General features: G+C 39.5%; 16 protein-coding genes and 1 riboswitch. Of the genes, 14 read left to right on the top strand and 2 right to left on the bottom strand.

The genetic code is table 11. From position 1 onward, the window contains the following. The first annotated feature begins 13 nt into the window (after positions 1-13). Together ruvB and queA are read left to right on the top strand one after the other, a co-directional pair. Complete coding sequence (ruvB, locus tag EIH20_RS00795; protein WP_124057450.1) at positions 14-1,039, top strand: Holliday junction branch migration DNA helicase RuvB; 1,026 nt, start codon at positions 14-16, stop codon at positions 1,037-1,039. Further along, positions 1,033-2,067, top strand: a complete 1,035-nt coding sequence (queA, locus tag EIH20_RS00790) for a tRNA preQ1(34) S-adenosylmethionine ribosyltransferase-isomerase QueA (protein ID WP_124057449.1) — start codon at positions 1,033-1,035, stop codon at positions 2,065-2,067. The genes ruvB and queA overlap by 7 nt, the downstream gene beginning before the upstream one ends. Before the next feature lie 110 nt (positions 2,068-2,177). Here the strand turns inward: queA and EIH20_RS00785 are convergent, their stop codons facing one another. Then, positions 2,178-2,408 (bottom strand): YjzD family protein, encoded by a 231-nt coding sequence (locus tag EIH20_RS00785; RefSeq protein WP_124057448.1) that lies wholly within the window; start codon positions 2,406-2,408, stop codon positions 2,178-2,180. A gap of 148 nt (positions 2,409-2,556) precedes the next feature. Here EIH20_RS00785 and EIH20_RS00780 point away from each other — a divergent pair, with 148 nt between their 5' ends. The 11 genes from EIH20_RS00780 (at position 2,557) to EIH20_RS00730 (ending at position 15,356) form a co-directional block, all read left to right on the top strand. After that, positions 2,557-5,907 (top strand): DNA polymerase III subunit alpha, encoded by a 3,351-nt coding sequence (locus EIH20_RS00780; RefSeq protein WP_124057447.1) that lies wholly within the window; start codon positions 2,557-2,559, stop codon positions 5,905-5,907. Between the two features lie 121 nt (positions 5,908-6,028). Next, positions 6,029-7,006 (top strand): 6-phosphofructokinase, encoded by a 978-nt coding sequence (gene pfkA / locus EIH20_RS00775; protein ID WP_124057446.1) that lies wholly within the window; start codon positions 6,029-6,031, stop codon positions 7,004-7,006. A gap of 14 nt (positions 7,007-7,020) precedes the next feature. Next, entirely contained in the window at positions 7,021-8,778 is a 1,758-nt protein-coding gene (gene pyk / locus EIH20_RS00770) for a pyruvate kinase (protein ID WP_124057445.1), read from the top strand. 135 nt (positions 8,779-8,913) lie between these two features. Further along, positions 8,914-9,801: a CvfB family protein gene (locus tag EIH20_RS00765; RefSeq protein ID WP_124057444.1), complete on the top strand. Its 888-nt coding sequence runs from the start codon at positions 8,914-8,916 to the stop codon at positions 9,799-9,801. A 5-nt stretch (positions 9,802-9,806) separates the two neighbouring features. After that, complete coding sequence (xerD, locus tag EIH20_RS00760; RefSeq protein ID WP_206424086.1) at positions 9,807-10,703, top strand: site-specific tyrosine recombinase XerD; 897 nt, start codon at positions 9,807-9,809, stop codon at positions 10,701-10,703. 19 nt (positions 10,704-10,722) lie between these two features. Beyond that, on the top strand, positions 10,723-11,892 hold the full coding sequence (gene deoB / locus EIH20_RS00755) for a phosphopentomutase (protein WP_124057442.1): 1,170 nt from the start codon (positions 10,723-10,725) through the stop codon (positions 11,890-11,892). Positions 11,893-11,955: 63 nt separating this feature from the next. Continuing rightward, entirely contained in the window at positions 11,956-12,387 is a 432-nt protein-coding gene (locus EIH20_RS00750; RefSeq protein ID WP_124057441.1) for a GNAT family N-acetyltransferase, read from the top strand. Positions 12,388-12,389: 2 nt separating this feature from the next. Next, entirely contained in the window at positions 12,390-13,142 is a 753-nt protein-coding gene (locus tag EIH20_RS00745) for a segregation and condensation protein A (protein WP_124057440.1), read from the top strand. Continuing rightward, positions 13,143-13,736, top strand: a complete 594-nt coding sequence (gene scpB, locus EIH20_RS00740) for an SMC-Scp complex subunit ScpB (protein ID WP_124057439.1) — start codon at positions 13,143-13,145, stop codon at positions 13,734-13,736. It begins immediately after the preceding gene. A gap of 8 nt (positions 13,737-13,744) precedes the next feature. After that, a complete protein-coding gene (locus EIH20_RS00735; RefSeq protein ID WP_124057438.1) occupies positions 13,745-14,485 on the top strand; it encodes a pseudouridine synthase in 741 nt (246 codons plus the stop codon). A 43-nt stretch (positions 14,486-14,528) separates the two neighbouring features. Beyond that, a riboswitch (FMN riboswitch) is annotated at positions 14,529-14,644 on the top strand. 103 nt (positions 14,645-14,747) lie between these two features. Further along, positions 14,748-15,356, top strand: a complete 609-nt coding sequence (locus EIH20_RS00730) for an ECF transporter S component (protein ID WP_124057437.1) — start codon at positions 14,748-14,750, stop codon at positions 15,354-15,356. On the opposite strand, the gene EIH20_RS00725 is transcribed toward EIH20_RS00730, so the two are convergent. Then, positions 15,353-15,553 (bottom strand): ferredoxin, encoded by a 201-nt coding sequence (locus tag EIH20_RS00725; RefSeq protein WP_124057436.1) that lies wholly within the window; start codon positions 15,551-15,553, stop codon positions 15,353-15,355. The two genes, EIH20_RS00730 and EIH20_RS00725, sit on opposite strands and share 4 nt — an antisense overlap. 189 nt (positions 15,554-15,742) lie before the next feature. Here EIH20_RS00725 and EIH20_RS00720 point away from each other — a divergent pair, with 189 nt between their 5' ends. Next, on the top strand, positions 15,743-16,360 hold the full coding sequence (locus tag EIH20_RS00720) for a LysM peptidoglycan-binding domain-containing protein (protein WP_124057435.1): 618 nt from the start codon (positions 15,743-15,745) through the stop codon (positions 16,358-16,360). The last annotated feature ends 49 nt before the right edge of the window (positions 16,361-16,409 follow it).

Here is a 16,409-nt window from a genome sequence, read left to right as displayed (position 1 = left end):
AAGGAGGGAAAGCATGACTCAGGATCGCTTTATGTCACCTATGGCACAAGATGAAGAATTAGATCAATTAAGTTTACGTCCGCAGAAGTTGAATGAATACATTGGTCAACGAAAGATAAAAGCAGAATTAGCCATCTATATTACTGCGGCTAAACAGCGACAAGAAGCCTTAGATCATGTGCTTCTATATGGCCCTCCGGGTTTAGGTAAGACAACCTTGGCTATGGTCATCGGCAATGAATTAGAAGTGAAAGTCCAGACCACTTCTGGACCAGCCATTGAACGACCAGGTGATTTGTTAGCCATTTTAAACGAGTTAAATCCGGGTGACATTCTTTTTATAGATGAAATTCATCGACTTCCTCGTCTAGTGGAAGAAGTTCTTTATTCAGCCATGGAAGATTATTTTGTCGATATCGTCATCGGTCAAGGACCGACTGCTCATCCGGTTCATTTTCAATTACCCCCATTTACCCTAATTGGAGCGACAACTCGGGCTGGTCAGCTATCTCAGCCTTTGAGGGATCGGTTTGGCATCATTGGTCATATGGCCTATTATGATACTCAAGAATTGGAATGGATTGTTGACCGTTCAGCTCGGGTTTTTGATACGAAAGTAGAAAGTCAAGCGGCCTTAGAAATCGCTTTACGAAGTCGTGGAACTCCACGAATTGCAAACCGTATTTTACGTCGTGTCCGGGATTTTGCTCAAGTTAAAGGGGATGGAATTATTACTCCTCAACTGACGCAAGAAGCTTTGGAAACCTTAGGAATTGATCAGCGCGGGCTTGATCAAATCGACCGTAAGTTACTACAGACGATGATTGAATTTTATCAGGGTGGACCGGTTGGTCTTTCGACTATTGCTGTAAACATTGGCGAGGATGTTGAGACGGTCGAGGATATGTATGAACCCTATTTATTGCAGAATGGTTTCTTACAACGAACACCACGGGGACGCCGTGTAACAGCGCTAGCCTATCAGCACCTTGGTCTTACCCCTAATAACGAAAAGGAAGAGGAACAAACTGAATGTTAACCACAAAAGATTTTGATTATGAATTACCTGAGGAATTAATTGCTCAGACGCCACTTAAAGATCGCTCATCTTCACGGATGTTGGTCGTGGATCGTCAAAGTGGAGAATTAACGGATACCCATTTCCATCATATTTTAGATTATTTGCAACCGGGCGATGCGCTTGTTTTAAATGAAACACGGGTCTTACCTGCGCGTTTGTTTGGCACTAAGCCGGATACTGGAGGACACTTAGAAGTTTTGTTACTGACTAATATTCATGGTAATCAATGGAATTGTTTGGTAAAACATGCTAAAAGAGCTAAAGTGGGAACAATAATCTATTTTGGTGAAAATCAAGAGTTAGTAGGAACCATCATTGAAGAGAGTGAGCATGGCGGCCGTGTCATTGAATTTACCTATGAAGGAGTTTTCCTTGAAATCTTGGAATCATTAGGACAAATGCCGTTACCACCTTACATTAAGACACAACTCGACGATCAAGAACGTTATCAAACAGTCTATGCGAAAGAGTCAGGATCAGCCGCAGCGCCTACAGCTGGTTTGCACTTTACTCAAGCGCTCCTTTCTGAAGCTAAAAGTCGAGGTATCGAAATTATTCCGCTATTACTTCACGTTGGCCTAGGAACTTTTAGACCCGTATCAGTGGAACGTATTGAGGATCATACCATGCATGCTGAGTACTATGAGTTGTCTGAAGAAGCAGCTCAACGTATAAATGCTGTTAAAGCTCGTGGTAATAAGATTGTTGCTGTGGGGACAACTAGTGTTCGAACTTTAGAAACAGTAGCTAGTGAGCATGATGGTCAAATTGTAGCTAGTAAGGGATGGACCTCCATCTTTATTTCACCTGGTTATCAATTTAAAGTGGTGGACCATTTGATCACTAACTTCCACTTGCCATGTTCAACTTTGGTTATGTTGGTTTCCGCTTTTTATAACCGTGAAGCTGTTTTAGCGGCCTATGAACATGCGGTGAAAGAAAAATATCGATTCTTTAGTTTTGGCGATGCCATGTTCCTAAAATAAAGTAGTTAAAATTGACATACAAAGAGGCACCCAATTACCGGTACTATTTGGTAATTGGGTGCCTCTTTGTTAGATAGTCTAAGGAACACATTTTCTAAAAAGTGTCCACATTAAGCTTCAGTTGTTACTTGTTGCGTATTTGGATTTTCGCTACTTTCTTCTGTGCCAACAGGTAAAGGGTTTTTGATAATATTGGCTACTAAAACCACACCAATAGCGACGAAAACGCCAACTAAAGAGCCGTGGACCACATTATATGGACTGCTAGTTAATGATGAGCCTAAATAAAAGGCCACATGACCAAGGATGAATCCCCAGAATAAAGTCATTATATACTTCATTTTATCCCTTCTTTCATTCCATAGTTTAGCACAAAAATTTAAAATGACAATTAAAATATTTCTGGTTTAAATCAGTTTGCTGAATTGTCATTTTAACTAAAAAATGGCAATATAGAATGTGAAGAGTGAGTCTGAAAGGGGGAAGAAAATGTTATTAAATGTTGTGACGGCTTATTCACTGTTACATAGTGTCTTGACAATCCCCGATTATGTGAATCAGGCTAAAGAAAAAGGCTACTCCAGTTTAGCTATAGCGGATGAGAATGTGCTACATGGGGCACTCGAATTTTATAATCAGTGTCGGGCACAAGGTATAAAACCAATCATTGGCATGACATTAATTGTTGAAGGTTTAGTTAATACAAATCAACGTTTTCCAATGTTGATCTATGCCAAGAATTTAGACGGATACCGTCAATTGATCAAATTGTCACGGCTGAGTCAGTTGGCAGAATTCAATACAGGCGGTTTTTGGCAACAAGTTAGCCAATGTACTGATTTAATATGGCTAAGTCCCGGACGTAATGGCGAATTAGAACATGCCTTGATTCAGGATGATGTTAAACAAGCGCAAGCAATTTTACAGGCTCTTGACCATTATTTTGGCCGGGAAAATCTTTATTTAGGACTGCCCATTTATCCTTTTAATGAATGGGAAGTTCAACAATTAAAGGACTTTGCTAGTCAATCTGGTCTACCAATTGCCATAAATCAAAAAGTGACCAGTTTAAAGGCAGACGATGCCTTTAGTTTAAGTGTCTTGAGAGCTATCGAAGAGAATGAAACTATCGATGTTTCTTTATGCCAGCTAAAAGGTGGCCATTATCTATATGAAAAACAAGAATTGACCAGCTTATATCATAATTATGGGTTAGATCAATGTATAGCCAATACCCAAGCAATAATTGATCGGATTGATCTTGAAATGGAACAAGGTATGACCTTGCTTCCTAAATTTGAAGCACCACAAGGCTTAACTAGTGATCAATATTTGTTTGACCTATGTCAAAATGCTTTAGCTGAATTAAGCCAAGCGAAGTCAGATAAAATAAAGTTATATCAGCAACGGCTTTCCTATGAATTGTCAGTTATTAAAGACTTAGGTTTTAGTGATTACTTTTTAATTGTTTGGGACATCTTGGCTTTTTGCCATCAACATCATATTCGGTCAGGCCCTGGCCGTGGATCGGCAGCAGCTTCATTAGTCGCCTATCTTTTGCGAATTACCTTAGTGGACCCATTAGAATATGATTTGCTTTTTGAACGTTTTTTAAATCCAGAGCGATATAATATGCCTGATATAGATATTGATATTCCGGATGACAAACGTGATCAGGTTATCAGATATGTGGAACAAAAATATGGCTATGAGCAAGTTGCCCAGATTTGTACCTTTGGCACCTTCGGAGCTAAGCAAGCCATACGTGATACGCTCAGAGTTCTTGGTGAAGATGCTCAACAATTAAAACGTTGGGCCCGTGCCATTCCTACTGAGTTAAATATTAGCCTTGATCGCGCATTTGCTGAGTCTCATGCTCTTCAAGAGATTGTTCAACAAAATGAGCACAATCGACTCATTTTTCAAGTTGCTAAAACAATTGAGGGCTTACCACGGCATATTTCGACTCACGCAGCAGCCGTGGTGATACATGATCAGCCTTTATCCCAAATATTGCCTGTAATGGATCGTCCGCAACAAGCGATGATTACTCAGTTTACCATGTATGATGTCGAACGGATTGGCCTCTTGAAGATGGATTTCTTAGGGCTAAGAAATTTAACTTTGTTAGATGATATTCTTCGTGATATCAAACAAGATAAGGGGCAAGATCTGGATATTCAATCTATTCCTATGAATGATCCGCAGGTATTAGCCTTGTTCCGTCAGGCAGATACCAATGGTGTTTTTCAATTTGAATCAAATGGGATTCGCCATGTTTTGAAAAAACTAAAACCGGAAAGTTTTGAAGATATTGTGGCAGTTAATGCCCTATTCAGACCCGGTCCCATGAAACAAATCGATCGCTTTATTCGTCGTAAACATGGTCAAGAAGCGCAACAGTATTTGCATCCTAGTTTAGAGCCTATTTTAGCGAATACCTATGGTGTCATTGTCTATCAAGAACAAGTGATGCAAATCTGCCGTCAAATGGCTGGTTTTAGTTTGGGTCAAGCGGATTTGTTAAGAAGGGCCATGGGTAAGAAACAAGCTGATATTATGGCTAAAGAAAGACAACGGTTTATTTTAGGGGCAACTGAACGTCATATTGAAGCTAAGTTAGCTGAACAAATTTATGAATATATCTATGAGTTTGCTGCGTATGGATTTAATAGAGCCCATGCCGTGGTTTATTCGACATTGGCCTACCAATTAGCATATTTGAAGGTCTATTATCCTCTTTCGTTTTATAAATCCTTATTAAACATGGGCCGATCCAATTCCAAAAACTTAACGACTTATTATGGGGAGGCCAAACACAAATTAGGCCAAATTGCGGGGATTGACATCAATCTGAGTCAAGCACTGTTTACCCACGATCAAGGTCAGTTGCGGGTCGGTTTTAGCGTCATCAAAGGGATACGACAAGATTTTATCCATCAAATCATAGATAACCGACAATTGATGGGACCCTATCGTTCTTTATTAGATTTCCTTCGCCGCTTACCTAAACGATTCTTGAAAGAAGAGCTAGTTAAACCTTTAATTGAGGTAGGGGCCTTTGATAGTCTTGGGTATAATCGAGCCACTTTAAGTTATAACTTACTGGCTTTGATAAAAAGTGTAAACTTCAGTGGTGAATCGCTTTCGCTCTTTAAAGAAGTTGAACCTAAGATTGAACCCTGTCCTGATTGGTCTGTCAGCGAACAAGTTGAGCGAGAAAAGCTTTGGTTAAGTTTCAATTTGGCGGGGCATCCCTTGGATGAGTACCGAGTCATTTTTCAAAATAATTCGGCGATAAAAACACTCGCTGATGTTTGTTTAAATCCTCAACCAGGCCCAGTGTCTAGTATTGTTGAGCTTCATGCCATTCGCCCGATACATACTAAAACAAATCAATTGATGGCTTTTGCAACGGCAAGTGACCAAGAAAGCCAACTAGGCTTAGTAATTTTTCCAAATATCTATTCGCAGGTGCAAAATCTGTTAAAAGAAGGGGCTATTTTACAAGTCGATGGCAAGTTAGAGCAAGATAAACGGGGTCAGTGGCAAATTATAGTGCGCCAATTGACACTGCCTAATTTAAATCAAAAAGTCGAAGAAAAACCGGAAGAAAAAACAGTTTGCTACATCAAAGTGATGGATTTCGATCAAGATCAGGGAAAAATTGATCAACTTAAAGCCTGGTGCTTGGAATATCCTGGTCCGTGTCGAATTATCTTAGTTAACCAACATAAACAAACTTGTCTACTCAACCCACCGTATCTCATCAGTTATGGACGCTTAAGTCAGGAGAAACTTAAAAATTTGTTTGGAATTGAGCATGTTGTTTTCAAATAAAACGCTTTAAATTACTAACTATAGTTGAAAATGCTAGGACTTAAGCTGACTTTGTGTTAAACTGTACATGTCTAAAATGTTGCAAGTTTGAAGTTTTGAATTTTACAGATGGGGTGATCTGATGAAACGTATTGCAGTGTTAACTAGTGGTGGCGATGCACAAGGGATGAATGCAGCTATCCGTGGGGTTGTCGAACAAGGACTTCACCATGGGATGGAAGTTTATGGTGTTACTGGTGGATTTAAGGGCTTAGTTGAAGGCGATTTTCGCTTGTTAACTGTATCTGAATGTCAAGACAAGTTAAAAAGAGGAGGCACCTTCCTTTATTCAGCTCGTTTCCCAGAATTTAGTCAAGAGACCTATCAATTACAAGCCATCGAGCAAATGAAGGACCATGAAATTGAAGCATTGATTGTGATTGGTGGTGATGGTTCATTTACCGGTGCATTGAAATTAACTGAACATGGATTTCCTGCGGTTGGTATTCCTGGCACGATTGATAATGATATTCCGGGAACAGAATATACGATCGGTTTCGACACAGCCGTCAATGTGGCTCTAGATGAAATCGATAAAATTACGGATACAGCTGCTTCTCATAACCGTACTTTTGTTGTCGAAGTGATGGGACGTCACGCGGGGGATATTGCCACTTGGGCTGGAGTAGCGGCAGGAGCTGATGCAATTATTATCCCAGAAGTTCCGTTTAAGATGGAAGATGTCGCTAAACGGGTTCAAACAGGCCGTAAATTCGGTAAAGATCATTCATTAATTATTTTGGCTGAGGGTGTCATGAGTGTGGATTCCTTTGTCGAAGTATACCGAGCTATTTCCCATGATACATCGGTTCGCGGAGTAACCTTAGCTCACGTTCAACGTGGAGGGAATCCGAGTGCTCGAGACCGTGTTTTTGCTACATTAATGGGGGCACGAGCAGTTGATTTGTTAATTGAAGGACAATCAGGCGTTTATTTGGGCGTCAATGGCGAACAATTAAAAACCTATGATATTGTTGAAACCTTAAAAGAGAAGTCGCATCAAGTTCGTCGTGATTTGTATCAACTAAACTTAGACTTAACGAATAAAAAATCACAATAATAGGGGTGTCATCAATGAAAAAAACAAAAATTGTTTGTACCTTAGGCCCAGCAAGCTCAAATCAAGAAGTCATGGTTAAATTAATTCAATCGGGTATGAATGTGGCTCGCTTTAATTTTTCTCATGGAAGTCATGAAGAGCATTTACAACGCTTTAATACCTTAAAAGCAGCCCGACAAGAAGCAGGTAAATTAGTTGCTATTTTACTAGATACCAAAGGGCCTGAAATCCGGACCCATGACATGGAAAATGACAAGATTGAATTAGAAAAAGGTCATGAAGTGCGGGTGGCAATGAGAGAGGTTTTAGGAACGTCTGAACGCTTTTCTGTTTCCTATCCGAACTTAATTCACGATGTGCAAGTGGGGAAACATATTCTGCTTGATGATGGATTAGTGGATCTCTTGGTAACTGGATTAGATTTAGAACAGGAAGAAATCATCACCCAAGTTCAAAATTCAGGTATTATTAAATCGAAAAAAGGAGTCAATGTTCCTTATGTTTCGGTTAAATTACCTGGCATTACTGCTAAAGATGAAGCAGATATTCGTTTTGGTTGTCAACAAGGGATTGACTTTATTGCAGCGTCTTTTGTCAGACGGGCCAGCGATGTTATGGATATCCGGGCTATTTTGGAAGAAGAAGGGCGTCCCAACGTTCAGATAATTGCTAAAATTGAAAGCCAAGAGGGTGTGGATAATCTTGATGAGATTTTAGCTGTTTCAGATGGAATAATGGTGGCTCGTGGTGATTTGGGTGTTGAAATTCCAACTCATGAAGTTCCAATTGTTCAAAAAATGATCATCAAAAAATGTAATGAAGCGGGTAAACCTGTTGTGACAGCTACCCAAATGTTAGATTCGATGCAACGTAATCCGCGACCAACACGAGCAGAAGCGGGTGATGTGGCAAACGCTATTTTTGATGGGACAGATGCGGTTATGCTTTCGGGTGAGACAGCCGCTGGCGATTATCCTGTAGAAGCTGTTCAAACGATGGCTAGTATTTGCTTACGGACAGAAGAAGCCTTAATTGGACAAGATGCTTTCACTCTTAAACATTATGATAAGAATGATATGACTGAAGCAATTGGTCAAGCAGTCGGCCATACGGCTCGTAATTTAGGTATTGAAACCATTGTGGCGGCCACTTCTTCTGGACATACAGCCTTAATGATTTCCAAATACCGTCCAAAAGCTCACATTGTTGCAGCGACTTTTGATGAAGAAACGTGTCGTTCGTTAGCTTTAGCGTGGGGGGTTGAGGCACATGTAATTGCTAAACCGGCTTCAACTGATGAAATGATTGATTCAGCTACACAGTTGGCTCTAAAAGAAGGTTTTGCTAAAGAAGGCGAACTTATTATTATTACGGCAGGTGTTCCAGTTGGTGAAACTGGTACAACTAACTTGATGAAGATTCAGTTAATTGGTACTAAGCTAGCTAAAGGTGTCGGTGTTGGTAAAGGTAACTTTATTGGTAAAGCTGTATTAGCTACCAATGCAGAAGAAGCCAATCAGAAAACCCACATTGGCTCGGTTCTAGTCGTGCCGTCAACCGACCGTGATTATGCTCCCGCTTTGGAAAAAGCAGGTGCAGTCATTACCGAACAAGGTGGAATTACCTCCCACGCGGCAGTTGTAGGTCTCGAATTAGGTATTCCGGTAATTGTGGCAGCAGAGGGTGCTTTGAATTCGATCAACGATGGTGAATTAATTACTGTCGATGCACGTCGTGGCTTGGTCTATAGTGGAGCAACGGTCTCTATATAATCATTTAAATGGCTTCATCCCTCATGTAAGTGAGGGATTTTTTTGTGACCCTTTAAAACTAATTCAATCCAACTTATGGTATACTAATCATGACATGCATTAATCAAGAATTAGTGTATCGAGGAGGATGCCAGTATGAAATATGGTCAAATTATCACTGCTAAAATGATTGATCAGAATGAAGATAGTTACTTTGTTCAAAATCAAGGATTAACCTTTGCTGTAGCTAAAGAAGAATTTGATGAAGCTTTGGCTATGGGTCAAGAAGTAGAAGGAATGATTTATGAAAATCGACACCATGAGCGGGTGATGACGACTCAACTACCAGATATTCGGCCAGGTTATTATGGTTGGGCACCTGTTGTTGAAGTCCGTAAAGATTTAGGAGTTTTTCTTGATGTTGGATTAAAAGATAAAGAAGTCGTTCTTTCTTTAGATGATTTACCTGAAATTCACGCGATTTGGCCCAAAAAAGGGGACCAATTATATGTGACTTTTAATGCAGATGAACAAAATCGTCTTTGGGCATCCTTAGCACCAATTGAAACCATTCAAAATTTATTTGTAAAAGCCCCTAAGGATCTACTAAATCAGAATATTCAAGCTCGAGTTTATCATTCCAAGAAGGTCGGCTCTCTTTGTATTACGTCTGAGGGTTATTCTGCGTTCGTCCATCAATCGGAATATGAAGGGGACGAACCTCGCTTAGGTGAAGAGTTGCAAGCACGTGTAATTAATGTGCGCGAGGATGGCGGGCTTAACATATCTGAGCGTCCACGTGCCCATGAAGCCTTAGAAGATGATGCAGGTATGATTTTGGCTCTTTTGACTAAGGCTCCGAGTCATTTTTTAGGTTTACATGATAAAAGTGATCCCAACTTAATTCAGGTTCAGTTAGGTATTTCCAAATCTCAATTCAAGCGAGCGGTTGGTCAACTGATGAAGAAAAAATTGGTTCAACAAGAAAAAGGAGTAGGGATACATTTAATCGATGGTCAGAATGCGGATGAGAAGGAGGCATAGGCTTGATTCAAACTAGTATTGACGATTTCAAGCGATATTTGCGCATTGATTTAAATCGTTCAAGTAATACCATTGAATCTTATGGCCGTGATTTGCAAAAATTCGCTAATTTTCTGGAAGATGAACAGATCCAAGAGGTCAGTCAAATCGATCAATTTACCATCCAATTATTTCTGACCCAATTAAAGCAAGAGGGCTATGCAGCCAGCTCTACCAGTCGTATGCTATCAGGACTTAAACAATTTTTCCGCTTTTTATTGCAAGAAAAGCTGATTGCCCAAAATCCATTAGAATTAATTGATCGGCCAAAGAAACAGCATCATTTACCAAAAGTATTAACGGTAGAACAAGTGAATGATCTACTTAATGCTCCAGATATCCAAGAATCTTGGGGTTTACGAGATCGTGCGCTATTAGAATTAATGTATGCTACAGGCTTACGGGTAAGCGAACTTGTCCGCTTACAATTAAAAGAACTTCATTTGGAATTAGGTTTTATCCAGACCCGAGGAAAAGGAAATAAGGAACGTTTAATTCCTTTAGGTCAGGAAGCGGCCTATTGGTTGGATCAGTATCTCCATCTAATTCGTCCTAGTTTTGTCATTAAGAATTTCAAGGGTGATACGGGCTTTGTTTTTTTAACTGAAAGAGGCAACGGATTTACGCGGCAAGGTATATGGAAGAATTTGAATAAATATGTCCGTTTAGCAGGAATTCCATTTGATGTGTCACCGCATATGCTCCGTCATTCTTTTGCCACCCATCTGTTAGAGAATGGAGCGGATCTTAGACTGGTTCAAGAATTACTCGGACATGCAGATATCTCTACGACTCAGATTTATACCCATATTTCTCGTCAACGGCTACAAGAAGTCTATCGTCAGCACTTTCCACGTGCTTAAAAGAAAAGGAGTAATAACAATGAAATTTAAACGAATTCATTTAATTGTGTTAGATTCTGTCGGCATTGGTCAAGCACCTGATGCCGAACAATTTGGTGACTTTGATGTTCATACCTTGGGCCATATTGCTCAAGAAGTTGGCTTGCAGGTGCCCAATATGGTTAAGTTAGGTTTAGCCAACATTGCGCCATTAGCTGGCTTAGAAGCACAAGAACAAACTAAAGGATATTGGACTAAACTGGAAGAAATTTCAGCGGGTAAAGATACGATGACGGGCCATTGGGAATTATTGGGTTTAAATATTCAAACTCCATTCCGTGTCTTTCCTGAGGGATTTCCCCAAGCCCTAATTGACCAACTTGAACAATTTTCTGGACGTAAAGTAGTAGGGAATAAACCAGCTTCTGGAACAGCCATTCTCGATGAATATGGACCTCATCAGATGGCAACGGGAGATCTTATTGTTTATACCTCTGCCGATTCTGTTCTGCAAATTGCGGCTCACGAAGAAATTATTCCTCTAGAAGAATTGTATCGAATTTGTGAATATGCCCGTCAAATCACCTTAGAGGATCCCTATATGTTAGGACGCATTATTGCTCGTCCTTATGTAGGTCAGGAAGGGGCTTTTCAACGAACACCTAACCGTCATGACTATGCCCTAAGTCCTTTTGGTCAAACAACCCTTGATTATTTATCTGATGAAGGCTATGAAGTGATTTCGATTGGTAAAATCAAGGATATCTTTAATGGTCAAGGAATTACCCAAGCCGTTCGAACAAAATCTAATATGGACGGAGTCGATCAATTGTTGAAAGTGATGGCTCAGGACTTTACCGGCTTAAGCTTTACCAATTTAGTGGATTTTGATGCGGTGTATGGACACCGTCGGGATACAGTGGGGTATGGTCAAGCCTTAGCAGACTTCGATCGTCGTTTACCCGAGATTTATGCGGCGATGCAAGAAGATGACTTGCTCATTATTACGGCTGACCACGGTAATGATCCGACCTATAAGGGAACTGACCATACGCGTGAATATGTTCCACTCTTAGTTTACAGTCCTTCCTTAAAAGAGCCGGGTGCCTTAAGACAAGGTCATTTTTCTGATATTGGAGCCACCATTTCGGCTAACTTTGCTGTAAAACAACCGGAGAATGGTCAGTCATTTTTGGCTGATTTGGTTTAAGTTGAATTTGTTCATTTGAAATGTTAGAATCGCTTGGGTATGTTTTATGAAAGGAAGAAAAAGATGTTAGTCCGTTCAAAAAATAAGAATGAAAAAATAGTTCTAGGATTACTTTCTTATACATCTACTGAAGCGGCTTCTAGCGAAGAGCTAAGAGAGTTGTTGAAGCGTTATTGTGAAAAAGATAGCTATGAAATCTTTTTATATAAAGATAATCAACACGATAATTTTCTTGGATTATTAGCAATTGAGTGTTTACAAGGAGCAAATGACTTGGTTGGTCAATCTGACCAAAAGGAGCAAGAAATTATCTATATTCATCGAGTGGCAGTCATTCCTTCTTTTAGAAATGAAGGCGTTGGCTATCAAATGTTTAAAGAATTGCGGTCTGCCTTTCCTTTAGCTCAAATCTTAGGTTCGATGGAAATTGCCGATATTGTTTCTAAATGGCAAAGTCGCTTTCAAAGTGAGATTCAGCAGAAAGATCATCAATAATTATGGATAATACAAAACTTGAGCTTGAGTTAAGGGCGTTTAAAGGACCCTTTGATTTACTTTTGCATCTGATTAAAGAGATGAAAGTAGATATTAACGATATTCCAATGAAAGAAATAACGCATCAATATCTTGATTATGTCCATTCGATGCAAGAACTGCACTTGGACACCGTCGGTGACTATTTAGTGATGGCGGCGACCTTAATTGAAATTAAAGCGCGACTTTTACTGCCTGTTGAACCCGATTTAAAATTAGAGGGTGACTATGAACCTGAAGACCCTCGACAAGTTTTGGTGCAACAATTACTCTTGTATCAGCAATTTCAAGAGGCAGCTGATCACTTAGAGGAGAAGCAAGAGATCAGATCACGCCAATTTACCCGGAGTCCGGAAGATTTATCTTCCTTACAAGCATTTATTCCATTGGAAGAGGGCGCTTTAAGCATCGATGATTTACAAAAAGCGATGTATACAGTGATTCAACGGGAACTATTGCGCATGCCTAAGGAACGAGAAATTCAACATGATCCAATCACTGTTGCTGAAAAAATAGATCAGATTATGACCTATTTACGGACATTGGATATTAAAGAAAGAGTGGATTTCAGTCAGTTTCTTGCTCATCAATCTAAGCAAGAATTGATTACATCTTTTATGGCCATGCTTGAGTTAGTTCGCAAACAACAAATCTGCTTCTTTCAAAGCAAAGCTCTTGATAAGATTGAGATTCAACGGATCGAGGAGTATAGATAGATGTCTTTAGTAAAAAAAATATATGGCATTCTTTTTGTAGCTGGCAGCGAAGGCGTTAGTTTAGCTCAGCTTCAAACAACATTAGGGATTGAATCCAAAGAAATCGAACAAGCTTTACAAGATTTAAAGGTTTCGTTAACTAATCAAAATGATTCACCTTTAGAATTATCGGTAGTTGATAGCAAGTATCGATTGATAACCAAGTCTGAATTGGAAGAGGTTGTTGAGCAGTATGCTCAGTCACCTATGACCCAACATTTGACCCGAGCAGCAATTGAAACTTTAGCCATAGTTGCCTACCGGCAACCTGTTACGCGGATGGATGTTGACCAAGTTCGTGGTGTTTCTTCAGTGGCAATGATTCAAAAATTACTAGCTCGTGATTTAATTAAAGAAGTAGGACGTTTAGAAGCTCCAGGTCGACCTGTCTTGTATGGTGTGACACCTTATTTTATGGATTATTTTGGCTTAAGTTCTTTAAATGATTTGCCAGAAATTGAACCTTTATCCTTGAATTCTCAAGAAGCTCCTGATGAATTATTTTCGACAAAAAAATGGCAGATTGAATTATTCGATTTGTCAGAAGAGGAATAGGTGAAAAAATGGAACGTCTGCAAAAAGTGATGGCTCATGCCGGCATTGATAGTCGGCGCAAGTGTGAACAAATGATTTTGGATGGGGTTGTGACCGTTAACGGACAAACCATTACTGAATTAGGATATAAAGTGGGTCCGTCTGATCAAATTGAAGTTCGCGGAGTTCCCATTTATAAGGAACAACCACGTTATATTCTCTTATATAAACCGCGCCAAGTTATTTCAGCCGTTAAAGATGATAAAGATCGAGCGGTTGTCACTGACTATATTCAAGGAATTGAAGAACGTATCTATCCAATTGGTCGGCTTGATTATGATACGACTGGATTGATTCTTTTAACCAACGATGGCGAATTTGCTAATTTGTTGATGCATCCAAAATATAAAGTAGATAAGGTTTATGTGGCTAAACTAGAAGGAATTCCTGATATTAAAGCCTTACGGCGCCTAGAACGGGGGATTGTCCTTGATGATAAGAAAACGTCTGCTGCCCGGGCAAGGTTGCTCTCATCGAATGTAGATAATCAGACGGCCGTGGTTGAATTGACCATTCACGAAGGATGGAATCATCAAGTAAAACGTATGTTTGAGGCTATTGGTTACCCGGTTATGAAACTTAAACGTGAACGCTATGGTTTTCTAGATTTAGGTCGTTTGCAGGTGGGTGAATGGCGCGAATTGACAGCTTTTGAAGTCAATAAGCTTACCCAAGAAGCAAAAAGTCAAGTTAAGTCAGAAAATAACTAGAACATTTCCATCAGATTTGCTATAATCTGTTTAATAAAATATAAAACGTCTTCAGGGCAGGGTGAAATTCCCGATCGGCGGTAAAGTCCGCGAGCACATTGTGCAGGATTTGGTGAGATTCCAAAACCGACAGTATAGTCTGGATGGAAGAAGATAGAGTGCAGCATAGCTATATAGACTATGAATGCGCTATCTTTGCTGAAGAGTAAAGATAGCGCATTTTTTGTTCTCTAACTCCGAAGAGACGTAGGAGGAGAAGAATATGAAGAAAATGACAATCAGACACTTGGTTTTACTGGCAATATTAGGTGCGTGGGCAATAATTCTGCGCTTATTTAATTTCCCAATTCTGCCTGCAGCCCCTTTCTTAAAGGTGGATTTTTCTGACTTAATGGTGACATTGGGGCTTTTAATCCAAGGTCCTTTAGGTGCCGCTAGTGTTGCGTTTATTCGAGATGGTCTTGGTTATTTAATCAAAGGGGGAGAAGCAGGCTTGCCAATCGGAGAGACGATGAGCTTTATCGCTTCTTTGGCTTATATTTTGCCGCTTCACTTCATTTTTAAACGAGATAATTTGAGTGTTCGTAAATTGAGTCATTATATTTGGGCTTGCATGGTAGCTATAATGTCCCTAGTCCTTGTAATGGGTCTACTAAATTATTTTGTTGCTTTGCCTTTATATATTAAGGTCTTAAATTTTCCAATAGCGTCGATCAAAGACTATGTATTAGCCTTTATTTTGCCTTTTAATTTATTGAAGGGATTATTGGTAAGCTTTGCCCAGTATTTGCTTTTCCGTTTATTAGGTCAACAACTCGTTAAACGTCAATATATTGATAATCAATATCAACAATTATTTGACAATGACTAGTCATTAGAGGGAGAATCTTGGCTAATGGCTCGAGTTGGGCATTGATAGATAGCGTCTTGGCTAGTGAGAATTTGCTTCTGATTTGCCTCTGCTTTTACATATGCAATTCCCTCATCGTCGCAATCAAATACTTGAGGAAAGTTGAGATAACATTTACCACAAGCGATACATTTATCGCGATTAATATAAAAATCCATTAAATTCACCCCTGCATTATTACTATAGCATTACAATGTGGTTTCAATATAGTTTTATTGAAAGCTAGATTGTTTTTTATTTCATTAAAATGCGCTATGATTGTACTAGTCTAGGTTACTACGCTATAATGAACCTATGATTACAATCATATAAGCAATTTTATTGTAACATATGTAGGAGGAAATAAGATGCCAAACGAAAGAGATCAACATCAAAATTTTGAAAATATTGGTGAAGAAGCAAGTCGAACATCGAATCGTCCAACGTCTAAAAAAAGAATGCCTTGGAATTCAAAATTTGGCGAAGATGAAAATTTTAAAAATCGTCAATATTCTCGGACTGTCCGAAATCAACCTGCAAAAGAAGCCACCACATTATCAAAAGTTTTATTATTCCTAGTTGTTCTAGCATTTTTGACTCCCTTCCTATTTTACTGGATTATGAATATGCAACGTAATGACGATAATATTACCGCAAGAACGGCATCCCAAATTGCCATTACTCGCTCAGAAAATAGTGAGGCCCAAACTGCTGAAACGAAGGAAACAAGTGAAAAGACTACGGCAAATGAATCCTCTAGTGAAAGTGCAACAAGTCAAGAGGTAGCCGAAACTAATCAAACACAAGAGTCAAATCAACAAACACAAAATCAAACTGGCGGTTCTTATACGGTTAACCAAGGGGATTCATGGTATGCCATTGCCCGAGCCCATGGTGTGGATGTTTATGCTTTGGCTCAAGCCAATGGTGCCACCATTAATACACCATTAGCTCCAGGCCAAGTTATAAAGATACCCGGTCAGTAATTGAACGAGGGCTAGACGTGAGTCTAGCTTTTTTTATGGAATAAATTCT

This window comes from Vaginisenegalia massiliensis (assembly GCF_900604935.1).
In the GTDB taxonomy this organism is placed as follows: Bacteria; Bacillota; Bacilli; order Lactobacillales; family Aerococcaceae; genus Vaginisenegalia; species Vaginisenegalia massiliensis.
Note: the sequence above shows the minus strand (reverse complement) of the source record. Positions and strands in the feature narration are given on the sequence as shown.